Raw genomic sequence first — 19,560 nt, forward strand, 5'->3', positions numbered from 1 at the left:
AGGATCTCGGATGACGGGAGGAGGGCCTCCATCCTAATCAAACGAGTTGTGATTGGCCAGTTGCGACGTCCCGTCTAAGCTCGCGACAGGATCTGCGAAAAAAGGAGAACAAGATGCGGATGCTGATGGTGGGAGCGGCGCTCGTCATGATGACATCTGCTGCCATGATATCTTCAGTCATGGCCGACGATGACGACGCCAAGGGTGCGCAGAAGCTCGCCATGCAGGGCCGCGACGATTATTGGCATTGCCTGGCGCGGGAATATTCCCGCGACGGCAATCAGGGCCTGTCGGAACAGGATTTTGGCCGCTCCGTCGCCGGAGCCTGTCCGTCGGAGCGACAATACTACCGGGTGGCACTGCTCGATTATCTCACCACGCAATATCCGGGTATCGATGCCGGTGCCCATCTCGCGACCGCGAACAGGGCGGTGGAGGCGGCGCAGAAGGACATCGTAACGGCGTTCGTCAAGCGTAAGCCACCGCAGAAATAGCCCATGGACCGGTGCCTCCGGCAAGCCCTTCCGGCAGCGCGCTCATCCATGGTATTACTGAGCGCATCTGGAACAGGGATGGGTTTCCATGTCGTCTGAGTCGGTGGGGGGCATTTTGGGCGCGATCGTCGCGGCGATCGTGCTTGCGGTGGCCGTCGTCTTCGGGCCGATCGGCCAATACGGCAAGCCGCCCAGGCCCGTGAAAGTCGATCCGGCCGCCGTTACGGCGCCGGCGGCCCCTGCCGCGCCTGTGCCGCGAGGGCCGGTGATCAAGGAAGTCCCGAACCAATAAGGGCGTGAAAAAGGCCTCTTTCGCCCCTTGTAAAGCGGCGTTGCCGTTCCCATTTAGCTCGTAACGGCGACGTTGAGCGAAAAACTCCGGCGCTGGAACGACCTTGGAATAGCACAGGCTGCGCCGGATGTACGCGCCGCCCGCCGTTCCGGGGTCGTTGGCATTTTTGGGCCCCTTTTGGGCCGCTCCCCAGAGAAACCCCGGCTTGCGAGCGCAGGCTCTTGGCAGGACAAGATCTTGGCAGCACAAGATCTTGGCAGCACAGGACGCGGCGGATATACGCTGCCGTCATGAATGAAGCGATCAGACCGGGCTCCGACACCCAACAGGCGGCTTCGCCGGCGCCGGAATTGTCGGTCGTCGTCCCGACCTTCAACGAACGCGACAATGTCACGGTGCTGCACCGGCGGCTGGAGGCCGCGCTGGCCGGCATCGCCTGGGAAGTCGTGTTCGTCGACGACAATTCGCCTGATGGCACCTGGGACGTCGTGCGCGCGCTGGCCCAGCGCGACAGCCGCGTGCGCTGTGTCCGCCGCATCGGCCGCCGCGGCCTGTCGGGGGCCTGCATCGAGGGCATCCTGGCCTCCAGCGCGCCCTATGCGGCCGTGATCGACGCAGACCTCCAACACGACGAAACGCAACTGCCGAAGATGCTGTCGCTGCTCGCGAGCGGGCAGGCCGAACTCGTGGTCGGCAGCCGCTACATCGAGGGCTACAAGAGCGAAGGCTTCAACAAGCAGCGCGCCGGCGCCAGCGCGCTGGCAACGGAACTCGCCAGGAAAGCGCTGCGGGTCGAGATCGCGGATCCCATGAGCGGCTTCTTCATGGTTCGCCGCGACCGTTTCGAGCAGCTGGCGCCGAAACTTTCCGTGCACGGCTTTAAGATCCTGCTCGACCTCGTCGCAAGCGCCAACGGAACCTTGCGCGCCATCGAAATCCCCTACACGTTCGGTGAGCGCCAGCACGGCGAAAGCAAGCTCGATTCCATGGTCGCGCTGGATTTTCTCGGCCTGGTGCTGGCGAAGTTCACCAATGATGCCGTCTCGTTGCGTTTCCTGCTGTTCGCGATGGTCGGCGGGATCGGCCTCGTGGTGCATCTCACCACCCTGTTCATATCGCTCGAGCTGTTCAAGGAGCCGTTCGCGGAAGCGCAGGCCTCCGGCGCCATCGTCGCTATGACCAGCAATTTCGTCCTCAACAACTTCCTCACCTATCGCGACCAGCGGCTGAAGGGCTTTGCGCTACTGCGCGGCCTGATCGCGTTCTACATCGTGTGCAGCGTCGGCCTGCTCGCCAATGTCGGCGTCGCCTTCTCGGTCTACGACCAGGAGCCGATCTGGTGGCTTGCGGGTGCGGCCGGGGCGCTGATGGGCGTGGTGTGGAACTACGCGATGTCCGGACTGTTCGTCTGGCGCAAGAAATAGCTCACGATGGGCGGGGCTGACGCGCGGATCATCCGCAATACGGCGCTGGCAATCCTTGCGCTGGTCGGCTTGCGGCTCGTCGCAGCCGCCTTCACGCCGATCACCTTCGACGAAGCCTATTACTGGATGTGGTCGCAGAACCTCGCCGGGGGGTACTACGATCACCCGCCGATGGTTGCCTGCGTCATCCGCGCCGGCACCCTGATCGCCGGCGACACCGAACTCGGCGTTCGCCTGGTCTCGATCCTGCTCGCGCTGCCGATGAGTTACGCGATCTATCGCTCCGCCGCGATCCTGATCGGCGGCGCGCGGGTGGCGGCGACCAGCGCCATCCTGCTCAACGTGACGCTGCTGGCCTCGGTCGGCACGCTGATCGTCACGCCCGATGCGCCGCTTCTGGTTGCCTCCAGCTTCGTGCTGTTCTTTCTCGCCAAGGTGCTGGAGAGCGGCCGCGGCGTCTGGTGGCTCGCGGTCGGCGCAGCCGTCGGCGCGGCGCTCCTGTCGAAATACACCGCGATGTTCTTCGGGCTGGCGATCCTGATCTGGATTGCTGCCGTGCCGAAACTGCGGCACTGGTTTCTCTCGCCGTGGCCGTATCTCGGCGGCTTCGTCGCTTTGGCGCTGTTCTCGCCGGTGATCCTCTGGAATGCCGATCATCAATGGGTCTCGTTCGCAAAGCAGCTCGGGCGGGCCAAAATCGAGGATTTTCGTCCGGTCTTCATTGCCGAGCTGATCCCGACCCAGATCGCGTTCGCAACGCCGCTGGTGTTCATCCTCGGCGCGATGGGGCTGCACGCGCTGACCTGGCGCCGGGCCGGCGCACTGGCCTCGCGCGTGCTGATCGAGACGATGTTCTGGACCATCGTCGCCTATTTCGTCTGGCATTCGCTGCATGCCCGCGTCGAGGCCAACTGGTTCGCGCCGGTCTATCCGCCTTTCGTCATCGCGGCGGCCGCCGCCGCCAATCTCGTGCAGTGGAAGCCGCGCCAGCGCCGCTTGGTGGATTTTTGCCTGCGCTGGGCCGCACCCACCGGCATCGTGATGTTTGCCGCGCTGATCGTGCAGGCCAATACCGGCTGGCTGTCCGGCTATCGCCGCGATGCGACCGTGCGCAGCGTCGGCGTCGGCTGGCGCGAGCTCGCTGCCGAAATCGAAGCGGTGCGCGCCCGCAATGGTGCGACCTGCGTACTTGCCCCGGACTACGGCACGACGGGCTGGCTCGCCTTCTATCTGCCGCGCGGCAGCTGCGTGGCGCAGCAGAACCAGCGCATCCGCTGGGCCAACATGCCCGAGCCGGATCCAAAGCTGCTTGCGGGCAAGCTGATCTATGTCGACGAGCTGCGCTCTGACGGTCATCCCGCCGTCCACGACTTCTTTGCCAAGGTGACGCAGGTCGCGCAATTGCAACGCAAGCGCGGCCCGCTCGTGATCGAGACTTACAGCATCGATCTGCTCGAAGCCGCCAAGGGCGACGTGCTGGACCGCTCGCCACCGCCGGAAGCGCGGTAGTTCTTCCTCGGGACGACGTCGAAGGTTCAGTTGATCATCTCGGCCTTGGTCGCGGCCTGGTTCGGCCTGTCCTGGTCGCGCCAGAACCAGACGGTCACGACGCCGGAGCGGCCGCGGACCTGCGTGAGCAGGGGGCCCGACAATACGCCGTCGGGAGCGCCCTGGAAGTCGGCCGCATCCAGCAGCGTATCGCTGAGCGCGAGCCGCGCGCCGTTTTGGACAGCGACCTCCATCAACCGGCTCGCGACGTTGACGGTGTCGCCCGTCGCCGTGATGTGCTGATGGCTTTCGCCGAGGCGGGAGGCGACGATCGGGCCGAAATGCGCGCCGATCTTGAAGCCGAGCTGATCCCGCATCGCAGGCGGCAACGATGCGATCCAGCGTTCGACGCCACGGTGCAGGTCGATCGCGCATTTCAGCGCGCGTGCGGCGTCGTCGGGCATCGCGCCGGGCAGGCCGAACAGGATCATGGCGCCGTCGCCGAGAAATCCGCTGATCATGCCGCCGCAATCGACCGCGGTCTTCTCGATCAGCGCGTGAAACGCCTTCAGAATGTCCTGGAGTTCGCCCGGATCGATCCGCTCGCTCAGCGCCGTGAAGCCGGAGAGATCGATGAAGGCCACGGCTGCGTCCTGCCGGACGGGCGTTGACAGGAAATTCGGATCGCGCGCCAGCCACTCCTGCACGGCCGGCGCCTGGAATTGCGCAAGCGACCGGCTCTTGGCCGCGAAATATTGCGTGCGGCGGCCTCCCGCCCACAATTGCACGCCGGCAAAGACCGCAACCGGCGGCACTGCTGCGGCGAGCGTGGTCGCTGCGTTCAGCCAGACGCCGTGCGTGAACGCGAACAGATTGAAGCCGGCCCAGGCGATCATCACCGCGCCCGCAGCGACGATGCCGAGCGTGCTGCGCCGCCAGGCGAGCAGGCCCACCAGCAGCATCGGCAACAGGATCGCGATGAGTGCGTCGGCGATGTGGACCTTGCGGTCGCGCACGATGCTGTCGCCGGCGACGAGATGGGTGATCGCGGTGGAGACCACTTCGACGCCGGGCATTAGAGAATCGAACGGTGTTGGGTAAAAATCACCGCCGCCGGCGACCGAGGCCCCGATCACGACGATCCGGTTCTCGATCGCCGCGCGATTTAACGTGCCGTCGAAGATGCTCTGTGCGCTGACGGTGCGGATGGTCCGGCGCGGGCCGTAATAGGTGATCGGTAGCGCGAAGTCGGTATCGGTGGGCACTGCGCGGTCGCCGAGCATCAGATGGTCCGGCGCGATCGTCAGCGACTTGTCGAGCGCGCGCGCCGCGACCCGCAACGGAAAGGACAGCTCGACCTTGTCGCTGGTCCGAAACAGCATCGGCACCGAGAGCGGCGAGCCAGACTGGCCGGTCGCAACGTTGACGACGCCGACCTCGGCATGATCGGCGAACGCCGGCAAGGGCAGCAGGAAGCGCTCGGCCTGCGGCAGGGCGGCGAGGGGGCCTTGGCCGCTGGTCTCCACGGTCTCGCTGGCGGACGAGAAGATCGCCGCGGCGGCAAGGACCATGGGACCCGTCGCCAGCGTATTTGCCAGCGTGGCGTCGCCGATCGCAGCGCTGCGGTCGACCAACAGCAGGTCGATCGCGACGACCTTCGGCCTGAACTGCACGATGGTGTCGACGACACGCGCGAGATCGGCCCGCGGCAGCGGATAGCTGCCGCCGCGCTTCACGACGGTGTCGTCGATGGCGACGATGGTGACGAGATCGGGCGGAACCCGCACGCCGCGCACCTGCGTCCGCCAATCCGTCAGCGTCGCCTCGAGGCGATCGAGAAAACGCAGATGACCGTTGGCGTGGCCGGCATAGATGCCCGCGCCCCACAGCGCGGTGAGGACGAGTGCCACCAGGATCTGAATGCGTCGGCTACTCATGTGGTCGTTTTGCAATTCTCTCTATCGTCCAAATGCTGTTGGCCGAGCCCCGGTGACCCGAACTTATCGGCCTAGTCTATTGACCTAGTCTTGTCATCAACGCGTCGACGCGCGGCTGACCCCATGTCTTCACCGTCAACGGGCCTGTCGCTTCCACGTCGACGCCCTCGCCGCGGCCCAATACCACGCCACGCCCGCCGCTCCTGCGGCTCACGCCGACACGACCGTCAGCGACGAAGACGGAGGTCTTGGCCTCTGCGACATCGACTGCCCATTTCGTGCCGCGCACCGCGGCGATCGCCTGCGGCGTCAGCACCTTGAAGGGATTGCCGCCGGGCTTCTTGGGCACCTCGACCAGCAGCGCTTTGCTGCTCAACTCCACGGAGTCTATATGTCCGTCGCGGTTAGCGTCCTTAAGTTCAAATCTGGCACCGCTTTCGGCAACGATCGTGATGCCGTTGTCGCAGCGCCAGGTCTGCGTACCGGCAGCAGACGGCGCCGTCGTGCAGCCCACATTGGCGGCAGGCTGGGCAATCGCATGTCCGATCAACAGAAACGACCCCGCCAGAGCGAAAAACCCTGCGCGCACGAACTCTCTCATGCCAGCCTCCGTTTGCGTGCTCGGCACAGTTCACGGCGATCTTGATACGGTACCGTATCACACGCAGAGGCTGCTGAAAAGTGCCGGTTGCCGTAGCTATTTTCTCGCTGCGGCCATTTCCAGTGCGGTGCGATCAACTTTCGGTCAGGGCACCGGCTCGCGCGCGGTGTGTGATGTGGCTGCTGATAACCGCGCTGCGGCTGCGGACGAGAGGGGGCTGTGCGCACCAGCCTCGCGCAACGTTTCCCCGCTATCTTCCGGGTATTGAAGACCACGAAAACGACTTGGTTGGATGGCCTTAGAGATGCGGCCGGAGACGGTCGCCGGCAACGCCAAATCCCGCCGAGAATCATAGTTAACAGACGCGCTTAAGTCCGTAATTCTGCGGGCTTTTTTCTCGAAATGGGACACCCGAACGGGTTGCCCCACATCCGCCCGAACTTAATCCGCATTTAACTAAAAGTGGCCTTAATGACGCTCCGACCCTCTGCGAGATGCTGTTCCCGGATCGTGACCAGCGGCGCTTCGAAGGGGGACTGAGTGACACCGTTCTGGACGCAAGGCGAATGAGTACGAGTATCGCTGCGCAAGGCATCGCGGCACGAAAGTCCAAAGGATTCTCGAGCACTTCTTATCGGAAGCCTTCCCGGAAAATGACCTCCCAAAACGTGCTTGGCGCCGCCGTGATCGGCTGCGTCGTGCTTGGCGCCAGCTGGACCATCTACAGCAACATCTTTGCCGCCAGCGTCTATCCGACCGTCGGCAGCAGCGGCTACGACGAGCCCGTAATCAAGCGCGCGCCCAGGGTCGCGTTGCGCGAGGCCGGTGAGGCCGTCAAGGACGCCTTTGCGCTCTTGCCCGACCGGTTGCAGGTGGCAGCGCCGATCTCACGCGAAATGTTCAACGATCGCTTTGCCGCGGCTGCGACCCAAGGCGTGACATCGAATGCGGCCAGCGCCGCGCCCGCAACCAAGGTCGCCGAAGCCAAGGACGCGCCGAAGCCGAGCGTGATCGCGAGGGTCGCGGAAGTCCTGAAGCCAGGTCCCGCCAAGATCGCTGACGCTGCGAAGTCCAAGCGCGGCGCTGACGCGCCGGTGCAGCTTGCCTCGGCAGATCCGGCCGAGATCGTGCCGGCGCCTGAGGCGAAGCCGAAATCGATTGCCGATCGCGCCAAGGCTGCGGTGATGTCGATCACCGGACCGCGTCAGTCGATGGTGGAAAAGCTCTGGGGCAAGCGCGAGCCGTCCGGCGGGCTGCTCGCCTATGCCTCGGCCGACGCCAGCGTGACCGCATCCATCGCGCCGAGGGAGCAGAACCCCATGCTCGGCGGTTCGGCGCCCTACGACCGCTCCACCGCGGTTTACGACATCAGCGCGAAGACGGTGTATCTGCCTGACGGCACCAAGCTTGAGGCACATTCCGGCCTCGGCTCCAATCTCGACGATCCCCGTTCCTCGCGCATCCGCATGCGTGGCGTGACGCCGCCGCACATCTACGACCTGAAGCCGCGCGAGGCGCTGTTTCACGGCGTGCCTGCGCTGCGCCTGACCCCGATTGGCGGTGAGAGCGCGATCTACGGCCGCGACGGCCTGCTCGCGCACACCTTCATGCTCGGGCCGAATGGCGATTCCAACGGCTGCGTGTCGTTCAAGGATTATTACGCGTTCCTCGACGCCTACCGCAACAAAGGCATCCGCAAGCTCGCGGTGCTGGCGCGCGTGGACTAGGCTCAGTCAATTCGAGATCACGCAAAAGGGCCGCTAGCAGCGGCCCTTTTCTGTTTCGCTTCGCGCGTGCGTTTTAGCCCGGCCAGCACTGCCCGCCGCCGTCGATCCGCAGCACCTGACCGGAAACGAAGGCGCCCATGGGCCCTGCGAAGAATTCGACAACGCGCGCGACCTCGTCGACGGTTGCGATCCGGTCGAGCGTGCCGGTCTCGACCATTCTGTCGGGATCGACTGCGCGCGTTCCGAGGAAGCGGCCGGTGCGGGTATCTCCGGGCGCGATGCAGTTGACGGCGATATCGTAAGGGCGGAGCTGGTCGGCCAGGCATCGCGTGTAGTGGGTCACGCCGGCCTTCGAGACCGCATAGATCGAGCCCTGGGTACGTCCCTTGAAAGCGGCGACGGAGCCAAGCGTGACGATGCGGCCGCATCGGCGCTCCATCATGCCGCGCGCGACCGCCTGGCATGTCAGGATGGTGGAGAGCAGATTGCGCTCCAGCACCGCGCGCACATCGGCCTCCTTGATATTCACCGCATCGTTCGGATCGGGCTTGCCGCCGCCGGCCGCGATATCGCCGCCGGCATTGTGCACGAGAATGTCGATCGGGCCGAGTGCCGCTTCGGTCTCCGCGATGACGCGCGCGATGTGCTCGCCCTTGGTGAGATCGCCCAGCACGCGCTGGCTGCGAACGCCGAATTCCCGTCCGATCTCGGCGGCGACCGCGGTGAGGGTGGTGCCCTCGCCATATTCGGCCGGCCCGTTCTCGCGCATGCCGTGGATGGCGACGTCAGCGCCGAGCGCGGCAAGCTTCTCTGCAAAAGCGCGGCCGAGCCCGCGCCCCGCGCCGGTCACCAGCGCAACTTTGCCTGCCAGAATCTTGGTGGTGTCATGCGATGTCATGATCTTGTACCTGTTGTGAATGTCAGTCTGCTGCGAGGTCGAGGCCGATCGCCAACGCCTGCACGAGGCACATCGGTGCGACAAGCGTACGCAGCGCAGGCTCAGGCATGTCTTGGATCTCGAACACGACGCTCGCGCCTTCGACGATCGGACTCAAAAGGCTGTCGGTGATGGAAATCGTGGGCACGCCCCGCGCGACGAGTTCAGGAAACAACCGCGCCGTATCCGGATAGTAATTTCGGAAGCTGATCGCGACCAGCGCGTCGTCTGATGTCGCCGCGTGCGACTGCTCGTGGATGCTGCCGCCAAGACCGTCGAGCAGGACGACACGCCGTCCGAGCTTGCGCAGCACGTAGGCGAGGTGGATCGCAACCGGGAACGAGCCGCCCAGGCCGAGCAGATAGATGTCACGTGCCTTGGCTAGGATCGCGGTTGCGGCGTCGAGTTCGCGCGCATGGACGGATTGGCTGAGCGCGACCAGCGATGATTGCGCTTCGGACACGAAACGCGACAATACCGCGGCCGGCTGGCGGCCGAGCACTGACTTCTCCTGGCTCTTCATGCGGGCGAGGCGCGCCTTGTAGCTTGGCGCGACGCCGGCAACGAGGCGTGAGCGGAACACCTGCTGCATCTCGGTGAAGCCGCCGAACCCGAGCGCATGCGCGAAGCGCACGATCGCCGACGGCGGCACCCCTGAGCGCTGCGCCACCTCCGCCACGGTGCCGAGCGCGACATCGGTCGGGTGATCGAGCACGAATTCCGCGATCTGCTGCAGCCGGCCGGACAACGCCCGATGCCGCTGCGCAATCGCGCCGCGCAGTTCGTCATAACTCATGGCGCCAGCCGCCTTGTTCATCGAGTCGGATCTCCGGATCGGTCGCCTGTTTAACGGCATTTCATCGTTTGGATCAAATATTCTACTTTACATAACAGATGGAATGAATATTCTAATCTCACAAAAAAGCAAAAGACTTCGAAAACGGGAGGACACGATGAGAGGGCGTCAGATCTCACGGCGAAGCGTTCTGAAGGGCAGCTTGATGGCGAGTGTCATCGGGGGCACCGGCAGCTTCTTTGGGCCGTGGCGGGAGAACCATGCCTGGGCGCAAGGCGCGAAACCGATCAAGCTTGGCCTGACCTGCGATGCCAGCGGTCAATACGGCAACAGCGGCCAGGATGATTTCCGCGGCATCAAGATGGCGATCGACGAGATCAACGCCAAGGGTGGCGTACTCGGGCGCCAGGTCACGTTCATCACCGCCGACACCGAGACGACGCCAGCGACGGGCAGCCGCGTCGCCGAACGCTTCATCACCCGCGAGGACTGCACCATCCTGATCGGCGCGCTGCATTCGGGCGTCGCCAACGCCATCACGCAGGTCGCCAGCAAATACGGTGTGATCTACATGAACACCAATTCCTCGGCGCCGAGCGAAGCCGGGGAGAACTGCTCCCGTGTGAAATTCGTCTGGGACGGCAACGGCACCAATTTTTCCAAGGCGTCGGTCAAGAACGCGGTGGACTCCATCGGCAAGAACTGGATGCTGCTGACCAACGATTATGTCTGGGGTCACACGACGTCTGCCGCGACCAGGACGCAGGTCGAGGCTGCCGGCGGCAAGATCATCGACAATCTGCTGGTGCCGCAGAACACCCGCGACTTCACCGCCTATCTCCTGAAGATTCAACAAGCAAAACCCGACGTGGTGGCGACCGCGGTCGGCGGCGACGACATCAAGGCACTGCGCGAGCAGGTGGCGCAGCTCAAGCTCGACGGCAAGCCGGCCTGGATCAACAACCAGCAGGACTGGCCCGACGTGTGGGGCGCGCCCGACAGCCTGTTCGGCGTATTCGGCACGACCTGGTATCACAAGCTGCCGCTGCCCGGCGTCGCCGAATTCGTCAAGAAGTGGCAGGCCGCCAACAAGGACGGTCCGATCCCGGTGCCGGGCAATGTCTCCTACAACGGCTACATGTCCACGCGCGAACTGCTTCGTGCGATCGAGCGGGCTGGGTCGACCAACAACGTCAAGATCATCAAGGAGCTCGAGAACCTGAAGGTCTCGGCGACCGACCGCATGCAGCATTTCGACGCCTACATGGATCCGATGACGCACCAGATGCAGCAGACGATCTATCTGGCGCGACGCAACGCCAAACCGGCCGACAATACCGATCTGTTCGAGATCATCAGCTGGACGGAGCCGAAATCCGCCGCCGACGATGCGGCACCCGGCAAGTGCAAGCTCACGCCCTACGAGCAGGTGCCGACCGTCGACTCCTAGAGACGGCGCGTCACGTCGCAGAACGAGCGGCGCGCGATCTCGTGCGCCGCGCACCGGGACCGTCAGCGTCCCGGGTGAGACATGCCAGTTGCGAGAGCCAAAAACCTTGTTCGACCTTCTTCCGCATCTCCTCAACGGCCTGACGCTCGGCCTGTTGTTCGCGCTGATCGCGCTCGGCTTCATGCTCATCGTCGGGCTGATGGAGCAGATCAACCTGGCGCACGGATCCCTGTTCGCGCTCGGGGCTTATGTCGCCATGCAGCTCACGGGGCCGCGCCCGCCATTGCCGGCGGAACTTGCGAAAGCGTGGCTCGCGCTGCCGCTCGGCTGGCGCTATGCGGCCACATTGATCATCGCGCCCGTGGTCGTGAGTCTGGTCGGCATGCTGATCGAGCTCTGCATGCGGCGGACTTACGGCAAGGATCCGTTGTACGGGCTGCTCCTGACCTTCGGCGCCGCGATGGTGATCGAGGAGATGATCCGCCTGGTGTGGGGCACGCGCGACTACGTGCTGCAGGTGCCGTCCGCCATCAATGGCGGCTTCCTGTTCGGCGACCTGATCTGGTCGACCTATCGCTTCTACGCAGCGGGTATCGCCGCCGGGGTCATCGGCCTGGTCTGGCTGTTGATCGAAAAGACCTCGTTCGGCGCGACGGTCAAGGCCGGCGCGCATGACAGCGAGATCGTGCGCGCCCTCGGTATCAACCTGTCACGATTGCGGCTGCTGGTGTTCGTGTTCGGCACGATGCTGGCCGCGATCGCGGGCATCATCGTCGCACCGATCTGGGGCATTCGCCCGCATATGGGCGTCGATGCGGTCATTCCTGCGTTCCTGGTGATCGTGCTCGGGGGCGTCGGCAGCTTTTGGGGTGCGGTCGTGGCGGGTCTTTTGGTCGGACTGTGTGTCGGCCTCGCCGGTGCCTACGCGTCCGAATGGTCGCTGTTGTCGATGTACATCTTGCTCGTTGCCGTCGTGACGTTCCGCGCGCGGGGCCTGTGGGGCAAGAAGAGCGTGCTCGAGGCCTAAAGGGAATGATTGTGGAATCAAAATCTTCACCGGACGCCGCGCGCCTCGTGACGCCGACGATGCTGGTGCTCTGGCTCGTGCTCGCAACGGTGCCGCTCTGGATCACGCGGATCGGGCTCTATCCTTATCTGGGGATCGAGATCCTGATCTGGTCGCTCTATGCGCTCGCGTTCAACCTGGTGCTGGGCACCGCCGGACTTCCGTCGTTCGGTCATGGCGCCTATTTCGGCATCGGCGCTTATGCGTTCGGTCTCTGTCAGCTCGAAATCGTTGCAAATCTCTGGATATGTCTGATGGCCGCGGCCGCGGTGGCGGGCCTCGCCGGCGTGCTGGTAGCGCTGTTCATCTCGCACAGGCGCGGCATCTATTATGCTTTCATGACGATTGCCTTTGGCCAGATCTTCTGGACACTGGCGATCAAATCACACCGGATCACCGGCGGCGAAGACGGCCTACTCAAGATCAAACGGTTGCCGGCCGATTTCGGGCTAGTGTCTTTCGATCTCACCGACAATGTCGCGTTCTACTATTTCGTGCTCGCCGTCTTTGCGGTCGGCACCGCCACATTGTGGCGGCTGGTGCACTCTCCCTATGGCCGCGTCGTCGCTGCGATCAGGCAGAGCGAAGTTCGCGCAAGCCATCTCGGCTATAATGTGTGGCTCTACAAGGTCGCGGTCTTTGCGCTGTCGGCCGCCGTCTCGGGCTTTGCCGGCGGATTGTTCGCCATGGCGCAGCTTGCCGCATTCCCTGACGTCATGAGCCTGCATCAATCCGGCTACGTCGTGATGATGACGCTCGTCGGCGGTGGGCTTGTCAGCTTTTGGGGGCCGGTGATCGGCGTGTTTCTCTTCCTCACCGCCCGCGACGTGATCGGCGCGCTGACCAATGCCTGGATGCTCTATTTTGGTCTGCTGTTCATCGCGATCGTGCTGTTCCGCCCCGAAGGCATTGCCGGCGCGATATCCGCTGCCGTGCAGCAGCACTCACTCGGCGCCTTACGGCAGCGTGGCACCTCGGCGATGCGGCTGCTGTTCGGGAGCGGGCGATGAACATGATCGAAGCCGCGGCCGTTCATGTCCGCTTCGGCGACCGCGTCGTGCTGGAGAGCGTCGATCTCGCGGTTGCGGAGGGCGAGTTTCACGGTGTGATGGGTCCAAACGGCGCCGGCAAGACCACATTCTTCAATGTCCTCACCGGCCGAGTGAAGCCGAACCGGGGCCGAGTCCTGCTCGGCGGCGAGGATGTCACGGGCCTCAGCCCGCACCGCATCGCCGCCAAGGGCATCGCCCGCTCGTTTCAGATCATGACGCTGTTCGACGAATTCTCCGCGCGTGACAACGTCATGATGGGCTTGCCCGAGTTTCGCGCCCGTGGCCACGATGTCGCGCACGCAGCCGCGGGCGACAGTCGGTTTGCCGCGAAGTCTTCCGAAGCGCTGGCGGCGGTCGGGCTTGCAGACAAGGGCGACATCCGCGCCAAGGACCTGTCCTACGGTGACCGGCGCGCGCTGGAGATCGCGGTCGCCCTGGCGCAGGCGCCCCGCGTGCTGTGCCTGGACGAGCCGACCTCCGGCCTCGGCTCCGATGGGGTGCAACGGCTCGCAACCCTGATTGCTCGCCTGAAGGGGCGGCTGACCATCGTCGCTATCGAGCACGATATGGAGTTCCTGTTCTCGTTGGCTGACCGTATCTCGGTCATCCATTGGGGGCAGGTGGTGGCGCGCGGAACGCCACACGAACTGCAGCAGAACGAATGGGTACGGCGCTCCAATCTCGGGAAGTTCGCATGATCCTCGAAGTGGACGCGGTCGATACCTTCTACGGCGAGACCCAGGCGCTGTTCGGCGCTTCGCTCGCCATCGAGCACGCCAAGGTGTTTGCGCTGCTCGGACCCAACGGCGCCGGCAAGACGACCATGCTCCGCTCGATTCTCGGGCTGACGCGTCCGCGCCGCGGCTCCGTTTGCTTCGACGGTCACGACGTCACGCGCGATCCGACCCACGAGATTGCACGCGCCGGCATCGGCTGGGTGCCCGACGACCGCCGGCTGTGCCCGACATTGACGGTCGCTCGCAACCTGTCGATCGCGCAAAAGCGCACGCGCTTTCGCCACTGGAGCCTCAAGGAGGCGGCTGCGATCTTCTCGCCGCTCGAATATCTCATGGAGCGCGACTGCGAAAATCTGTCGGGCGGCGAAATGCAGATGGTGGCGATCGCCCGCGCGCTGGTCGGCTCGCCGGGACTGGTGCTGTTCGACGAGCCGAGCCAAGGACTGGCGCCGAAAATCGTCGGCGACGTGCTTGCGACAATCCTGCGCATGAAGGATGAGGGCATTGCCTCGCTGGTCGTGGAGCAGAACGCCGAGATCGCACTGTCGGTCGCAGACCATGCCGCGGTGATCGATCGCGGCCGAATCGTCTGGACCGGGGAGGCCGGGGCCTTACGGGATGATCGCGGGCTTCGTCAGCGCTTGCTGGGAGTACAATAAGTGGCCGTACCGCTGCTCGTTCTCGACGACGTTCGGAAGGTCTATACGCGGGGCCGCGTAATCCGCCGACCGTCATTCACGCTGCAGGCAAATCTGTCGCTGGACGAGCCCGGGATCGTTGGTGTCGTCGGACCGAACGGGGCCGGCAAGACGACTTTGTTCGAGATGATGACGGGCTCGAATGCGCCGACCTCGGGGCGTGTGCTGGTCGCGGGCACCGATATCCATGGCGTCAAATATCGTGAGCGCGACCGGCTCGCGATCCACTATCACCAGTCGTATCAGGTCAGGCGCTTCCGCAAGCGCATTCCGTCCGCCTTGCTGGCGCCGTCGCCGACCCGGACGCCGCTGGTTCACTTGTTCGACGAACCGCAGTTCAACCTGCAAGATGGCTATATCGGCTTCATGCTCGATTTCTTCCGCAAGCTGCGCGATGAGGACCGGCTGGTCATTCTCTGCATGCATCCGACGGCCGCCTGGCACCTAGACATCCTCGCGGAGATCGCCGGACGATTCCTGTTCGTGGCCGGCGGCGGCGTAACACCCGTGGCGAATTTCGGCGCGCTCGTCGCAGATCCGCGCTGTCGCTCTTATCTCGGGCCGGAAATGACAAAGGCGGCGGACGCGATTTGTCACGGCGCCGTTCATAGCTCGACCTAAAAGGAGAATCCGTTGGCCTATTCGAACACCCAGCTTTTCATTGGCGGCAAATGGCGACCGGCCCATTCGGGCAGGTGATCGAGGTGCGCAATCCCGCGACCGAAGAGGTGATCGGCACCGTCGCCCATGCCGGACGGTCCGACCTCGACGAGGCACTCGCCGCAGCCAGCGCCGGCTTCAAGATCTGGCGAAACATTGCCCCCTTCGAGCGTTGCCGCATCATGCGCAAGGCCGCCGCGATCATGCGCGAGCGCAATGACGAGATCGCGCCGCTGCTCACGATGGAGCAGGGAAAGACTCTCGGTGAGGCCAAAATGGAGGCGATGGCCGCCGCCGATGTGATCGAGTGGTTTGCGGAAGAAGCCAAGCGCGCCTATGGCCGGCTGATCCCCGCGCGGGGGCCGGGCATCTACCAGCTTGCGATCAAGGAGCCGGTCGGCCCGGTCGCGGCGTTCACGCCCTGGAATTTTCCGATCAATCAGGTCGTGCGCAAGCTCTCCGCCGCACTCGGCGCCGGCTGCTCGATCATCGTCAAGGCCCCGGAGGAGACGCCGGCCTCGCCCGCACAGCTGATCCGCGCATTTGCGGACGCCGGCGTGCCCGATGGCGTCATCAACCTTGTTTACGGCGTTCCTGCCGAGATCTCCGAATATCTCATTCCGCATCCGGTGATTCGCAAGATCTCGTTCACGGGCTCGACCCATGTCGGCAAGCAGCTCAATGCGCTCGCGGGCCTGCACATGAAGCGTGCCACCATGGAGCTCGGCGGTCATGCGCCGGCGATCGTTTTCAAGGACGCCGACGTCACGTCGGCGGCCAAGATTCTGGCGGCGGCAAAATATCGCAATGCCGGGCAGGTTTGCATCTCGCCGACGCGGATGCTGGTGCAGGATGACGTGTTCCGTGAATTCGTCGACACCTTTGTCGACAGCGCCAAGGCGTTCAAGGTCGGCAACGGCCTCGATCCCGACTCCAAAATGGGCTCGCTCGCCAACCCGCGCCGCGTCACCGCCATCGAGGGCATGGTGCAGGATGCAGTCGGCAAAGGCGCAAAGCTCGAGACCGGCGGCAAGCGCGTCGGCAACAAGGGTCATTTCTTCGAGCCGACGGTGGTGAGCGACGTCCCGAAGGATGCGCGCGCCATGAACGAGGAGCCGTTCGGCCCGCTCGCGCTGATCTCGCGCTTCTCATCCTTCGACGAGGTTGTCGAGGAGGCCAACCGGCTGCCTTTTGGGTTGGCGTCCTACGCCTTCACCAGTTCGGCCAAGACGGCGGCCGCGATCGGTTCGGCGATCGAAGCCGGCATGATGTCGATCAACAGTTTCGGTCTCGCGCTGCCCGAAGTGCCGTTCGGCGGCATCAAGGATTCCGGCTACGGCTCGGAAGGCGGCACCGAGGCGATGGAGGGTTACTTCAACACCAAGTTCATCAGCCAGACGGGCGTGTGACCGCAGCTAGCGTTTGACGAAAACCAGATTGCAGGCACGCGCCTCGTTGCGCTTGCCGGTGCCGCGGGTGCGATCAAACTGCGCATCGACCGTGAAGGCGTAAGGCGAGCCGGGCGCGAGATTATTCAGCGTGTACGTGCTCGCTCCCGTCGTGCCGCGAGCGCTCAAGGTGGTCTTGCCGTCCGCCGGGATTTGGCCGTCGATCTCGAGCCGGTTGATGTTGTTGCCCGGACCCTGCGCCTCGGCATGAAACAGGCCGTTCGTGACGGTGGCGACCAGAGGCCTGGTGAAGCCCTGCGCCTTGCCGGTGGCCAAGCAGTTCAACGTCACGTCCCAGCTGCCGTCAAAATCCTTGCTGCCGCCGGTCCGGCCGTTACTCGAAGGCGCGAGCGCCACCTTCTGCTTCAGGCCCTCAATCCGCGCCTTCGCAAGCGTGGCGAAGATGCAATTGGGGAATCTTGTGAGATGGTCCTCGTAGGCACCAAGTGTGCCGATGCCGTCCGCGGCCTTCCAGTGTGCTTCTGCTGCCGCGCAAGGGTCAGCCCGGGGCGCGGCTTGTGGAGCCGCCGGCGCCACCGTGATCGACACCGGCCCGTTCAGATAGAACTTGCCGATGATCGATAGCGAGAGCTCCGGGAGCTGGGTCTTGCCGCTGGAATCGTAGACGTCGCTGCTGATGTCGCGAAAGACCTCGCCGATCTCCTGGGGCTCCTCGATGTGCTTCAGGAACGCCGTCGTATAGGGGCTGTTGCGGCCGCTGCCATCGGCCGCGGTCTGCCCGGACTGGGTTGAGAACGACACGATCGTGCCGCGCGGTGCTTCGACTTTCGACAAGCCCCGCCCGATCGAGGCGGCGCGAGTCGCAGAGCGCTTCAGCATGTCGGCCAGCGGATTGTCGCGGCAGGAATCGAGGATGAGGATGCGCAGGTTCTTGGCCTGCTGCAGGTCGTTCACGATATCGTCGACCCGCACGAAGCGCTTCAGATCCGCTTCGTCGCTCAGCACGGCGTCGACAGGCATCAGATAGTTCACGCCGTTGTACTGCATCGCATGGCCGCTGTAGTAGAACATGGCGACGTCGGCTTTGCTCGCGGCGCGCGCGAAGCGGATGGTCAGGTCCTGCATGTCGGCCTGGCGCAGGTCGATGCCCTGGAGCACTTCGAAGCCGCTGCGCTTGAGCGAGGCGGCGACGTCTTCGGCATCGTGCGACGGATTGGGAAGCTTCGCCGTACTGGCATAGGCGCCATTGCCGATCACCAGCGCGACGCGGGTTTCTGCCGATGCAGGCGCAAGGAAAAGCCAGCAGGCGAGGAGGGCGAGGCAAGGTCCGGCCAGGCAAAATCTGGCGAGGCAAAATCTGGAAAGAGCACGCATGAATGCCTTCCAATGAAATGTCGAAAAATATCCCTCCAGATTAGCGCATGCCGCGCCGACATCAATGCCCTGCCAGAGAAAACGCTGGGATTTCCCGGCCGTGACATCCTGTCACGTAGGGCTCGCCGCCATCGTCTTGCGCACGGCCATTTCGGTCGCAATCGCGTCCCGCACGGCTGGCCGGGCCTGCATGCGCGCCAGATAGGCCGACAAGGATGGCCATTGCGCGATGTCGACGCCTGCCGGACGGAGCAGCAGCAAAGCCCAGGTGAGGTGGGCATCCGCGATTGTAAAACTGTTGCCGACGAGGAATTCGCGGCCCTCAAGGTGCGCGGATGGCACCGATAATGTCTGCGCTATCCGTGCCCGCGGCTTGGCGAGCGAGGCGTCGTCCTTGTACCAGAAGGTCGGAAACAGGAACGCCTTGTGGATCTCGGCCCCGACGAAGCTGAGCCATTCCTGGAGCCGATACCGGTCGGGATCTCCGAACGCGGGTGCAAGGCCCGCCTGCGGCTTCAGATCGGCGATGTATTGCAGCACCGCGGCGCATTCGGTCAGCCGTTCGCCATTCTCCAGCACCAGGACCGGCACCGCGCCCTTCGGCGAAACGCCGAAGAAATCGCGGCCGTCGTCCACGACCTGCTTGGTCTGGAGATGGACCGGATGATAGCGCGCATCGAGGCCCGCTTCCATCAGCGCGATGCGGCTCGCAAGCGAGCAGGCCATCGGGGAGAAATAGAGTTGCAGCATCGCCCACGCTCCTTCAGGTCAGCGCCTCGGTTTGCGCGATGATCGCAAACCGGTCCGACAATTCGGCCAGGGCGACTTCGTGGATGGTCCTTGCGGAGAGCGCTCCGCCGCGGCCGTCGGGAAGATCGCGTGTTGCACAGGCATCGGCTGCGATCGTCGTGCGCAGGCCGAGGTCGAGCGCGGCGCGGGCGCTCGAGCTGATGCACATATGGGTCATGAAACCGGCCAGCACGATGTTCGTGCGTCCGGTTGCGGCCAGCCGGACCTGAAGGTCGGTGCCGGCAAAAGCATTCGGCAGCGCCTTTTCGATCACGGCTTCGCTGGCGAGCGGCGCCACGTTCCTGACGATCGCGCCGCGCGCGGCCTCGCGGTCGAACAGGCTGCCGGCACGTCCCTTGTGCGCGACATGGAAGATCGCAGCGCCGCTCGCCCTCGCGCGGGCGAGCAGGCGCGCGGCGGCGGCGATCGCGCGCTCCGCATCCGGCAAGGCGAGCGGGCCGCCGCAATATTCGTTCTGGATGTCGATCAGCACGAGGCAGGAATCGACGAGCCTGGGCGGATTGAGATCGGCGCCGGACAATTCAAGCAGGGTTTTAGGGGCGGTCATGCGGGTCGGGCCTTCCTGGGGAATATCGGATGGGCGCGACACTAGCGTGGCGGCGGCCTGC

The 19,560-nt window shown here is 64.4% G+C and carries 18 protein-coding genes and 1 pseudogene; 12 read left to right on the plus strand and 7 right to left on the minus strand.

Features of this window, described 5'->3' with window-relative positions:
• Positions 1 to 113: 113 nt before the first annotated feature.
• The 4 genes from AC0L3J_RS17080 (at position 114) to AC0L3J_RS17095 (ending at position 3,719) form a co-directional block, all read left to right on the plus strand.
• A complete protein-coding gene (locus tag AC0L3J_RS17080; protein ID WP_473347794.1) occupies positions 114 to 494 on the plus strand; it encodes a hypothetical protein in 381 nt (126 codons plus the stop codon).
• Between the two features lie 88 nt (positions 495 to 582).
• The gene (locus tag AC0L3J_RS17085) at positions 583 to 786 is read left to right on the plus strand and encodes a hypothetical protein (RefSeq protein WP_473347796.1); all 204 of its coding nucleotides are present in this window, start codon (positions 583 to 585) and stop codon (positions 784 to 786) included.
• A gap of 290 nt (positions 787 to 1,076) precedes the next feature.
• Positions 1,077 to 2,210 carry a glycosyltransferase family 2 protein gene (locus tag AC0L3J_RS17090; RefSeq protein WP_473347798.1) on the plus strand — a complete coding sequence of 378 codons (1,134 nt, stop codon included), beginning with the start codon at positions 1,077 to 1,079 and terminating at the stop codon, positions 2,208 to 2,210.
• A gap of 6 nt (positions 2,211 to 2,216) precedes the next feature.
• The gene (locus tag AC0L3J_RS17095; protein ID WP_473347799.1) at positions 2,217 to 3,719 is read left to right on the plus strand and encodes a glycosyltransferase family 39 protein; all 1,503 of its coding nucleotides are present in this window, start codon (positions 2,217 to 2,219) and stop codon (positions 3,717 to 3,719) included.
• 26 nt (positions 3,720 to 3,745) lie between these two features.
• On the opposite strand, the gene AC0L3J_RS17100 is transcribed toward AC0L3J_RS17095, so the two are convergent.
• Positions 3,746 to 5,635: a CHASE2 domain-containing protein gene (locus AC0L3J_RS17100; protein ID WP_473347800.1), complete on the minus strand. Its 1,890-nt coding sequence runs from the start codon at positions 5,633 to 5,635 to the stop codon at positions 3,746 to 3,748.
• A gap of 76 nt (positions 5,636 to 5,711) precedes the next feature.
• The gene (locus tag AC0L3J_RS17105; protein WP_473347801.1) at positions 5,712 to 6,236 is read right to left on the minus strand and encodes a FecR domain-containing protein; all 525 of its coding nucleotides are present in this window, start codon (positions 6,234 to 6,236) and stop codon (positions 5,712 to 5,714) included.
• A gap of 653 nt (positions 6,237 to 6,889) precedes the next feature.
• On the opposite strand from AC0L3J_RS17105, the gene AC0L3J_RS17110 reads away from it, so the two are divergent.
• Positions 6,890 to 7,963, plus strand: a complete 1,074-nt coding sequence (locus AC0L3J_RS17110) for a DUF2778 domain-containing protein (protein WP_473347803.1) — start codon at positions 6,890 to 6,892, stop codon at positions 7,961 to 7,963.
• A gap of 73 nt (positions 7,964 to 8,036) precedes the next feature.
• Here the strand turns inward: AC0L3J_RS17110 and AC0L3J_RS17115 are convergent, their stop codons facing one another.
• Together AC0L3J_RS17115 and AC0L3J_RS17120 are read right to left on the minus strand one after the other, a co-directional pair.
• The gene (locus tag AC0L3J_RS17115; RefSeq protein ID WP_473347805.1) at positions 8,037 to 8,861 is read right to left on the minus strand and encodes an SDR family NAD(P)-dependent oxidoreductase; all 825 of its coding nucleotides are present in this window, start codon (positions 8,859 to 8,861) and stop codon (positions 8,037 to 8,039) included.
• 22 nt (positions 8,862 to 8,883) lie between these two features.
• A complete protein-coding gene (locus tag AC0L3J_RS17120; protein ID WP_247287203.1) occupies positions 8,884 to 9,717 on the minus strand; it encodes a MurR/RpiR family transcriptional regulator in 834 nt (277 codons plus the stop codon).
• Between the two features lie 184 nt (positions 9,718 to 9,901).
• Between AC0L3J_RS17120 and AC0L3J_RS17125 the strand changes: the two genes are divergently transcribed.
• The 7 genes and pseudogenes from AC0L3J_RS17125 (at position 9,902) to AC0L3J_RS17155 (ending at position 16,768) form a co-directional block, all read left to right on the plus strand.
• The gene (locus AC0L3J_RS17125; RefSeq protein ID WP_473347806.1) at positions 9,902 to 11,146 is read left to right on the plus strand and encodes an ABC transporter substrate-binding protein; all 1,245 of its coding nucleotides are present in this window, start codon (positions 9,902 to 9,904) and stop codon (positions 11,144 to 11,146) included.
• Positions 11,147 to 11,252: 106 nt separating this feature from the next.
• Positions 11,253 to 12,173, plus strand: coding sequence for a branched-chain amino acid ABC transporter permease (locus AC0L3J_RS17130; protein ID WP_473347807.1), 921 nt, complete (start codon positions 11,253 to 11,255; stop codon positions 12,171 to 12,173).
• Between the two features lie 5 nt (positions 12,174 to 12,178).
• Positions 12,179 to 13,222 (plus strand): branched-chain amino acid ABC transporter permease, encoded by a 1,044-nt coding sequence (locus AC0L3J_RS17135; protein ID WP_473347809.1) that lies wholly within the window; start codon positions 12,179 to 12,181, stop codon positions 13,220 to 13,222.
• Complete coding sequence (locus AC0L3J_RS17140) at positions 13,219 to 13,962, plus strand: ABC transporter ATP-binding protein (protein ID WP_473347810.1); 744 nt, start codon at positions 13,219 to 13,221, stop codon at positions 13,960 to 13,962. The genes AC0L3J_RS17135 and AC0L3J_RS17140 overlap by 4 nt, the downstream gene beginning before the upstream one ends.
• Positions 13,959 to 14,660, plus strand: coding sequence for an ABC transporter ATP-binding protein (locus AC0L3J_RS17145; RefSeq protein WP_473347812.1), 702 nt, complete (start codon positions 13,959 to 13,961; stop codon positions 14,658 to 14,660). The genes AC0L3J_RS17140 and AC0L3J_RS17145 overlap by 4 nt, the downstream gene beginning before the upstream one ends.
• Positions 14,661 to 15,320, plus strand: coding sequence for an ATP-binding cassette domain-containing protein (locus AC0L3J_RS17150; protein WP_473347814.1), 660 nt, complete (start codon positions 14,661 to 14,663; stop codon positions 15,318 to 15,320).
• 12 nt (positions 15,321 to 15,332) lie between these two features.
• Positions 15,333 to 16,768 (plus strand): annotated as a pseudogene (locus AC0L3J_RS17155) (NAD-dependent succinate-semialdehyde dehydrogenase).
• A 6-nt stretch (positions 16,769 to 16,774) separates the two neighbouring features.
• On the opposite strand, the gene AC0L3J_RS17160 reads toward AC0L3J_RS17155, so the two are convergent.
• The 3 genes from AC0L3J_RS17160 to AC0L3J_RS17170 form a co-directional block, all read right to left on the minus strand.
• Entirely contained in the window at positions 16,775 to 18,142 is a 1,368-nt protein-coding gene (locus AC0L3J_RS17160; protein WP_473347815.1) for a caspase family protein, read from the minus strand.
• Between the two features lie 111 nt (positions 18,143 to 18,253).
• Entirely contained in the window at positions 18,254 to 18,892 is a 639-nt protein-coding gene (locus AC0L3J_RS17165; protein ID WP_473347816.1) for a glutathione binding-like protein, read from the minus strand.
• A 13-nt stretch (positions 18,893 to 18,905) separates the two neighbouring features.
• Positions 18,906 to 19,499, minus strand: a complete 594-nt coding sequence (locus AC0L3J_RS17170; protein WP_473347818.1) for a cysteine hydrolase family protein — start codon at positions 19,497 to 19,499, stop codon at positions 18,906 to 18,908.
• Positions 19,500 to 19,560 lie beyond the last annotated feature (61 nt).

Source organism: Bradyrhizobium sp. Kon37, assembly GCF_055807535.1.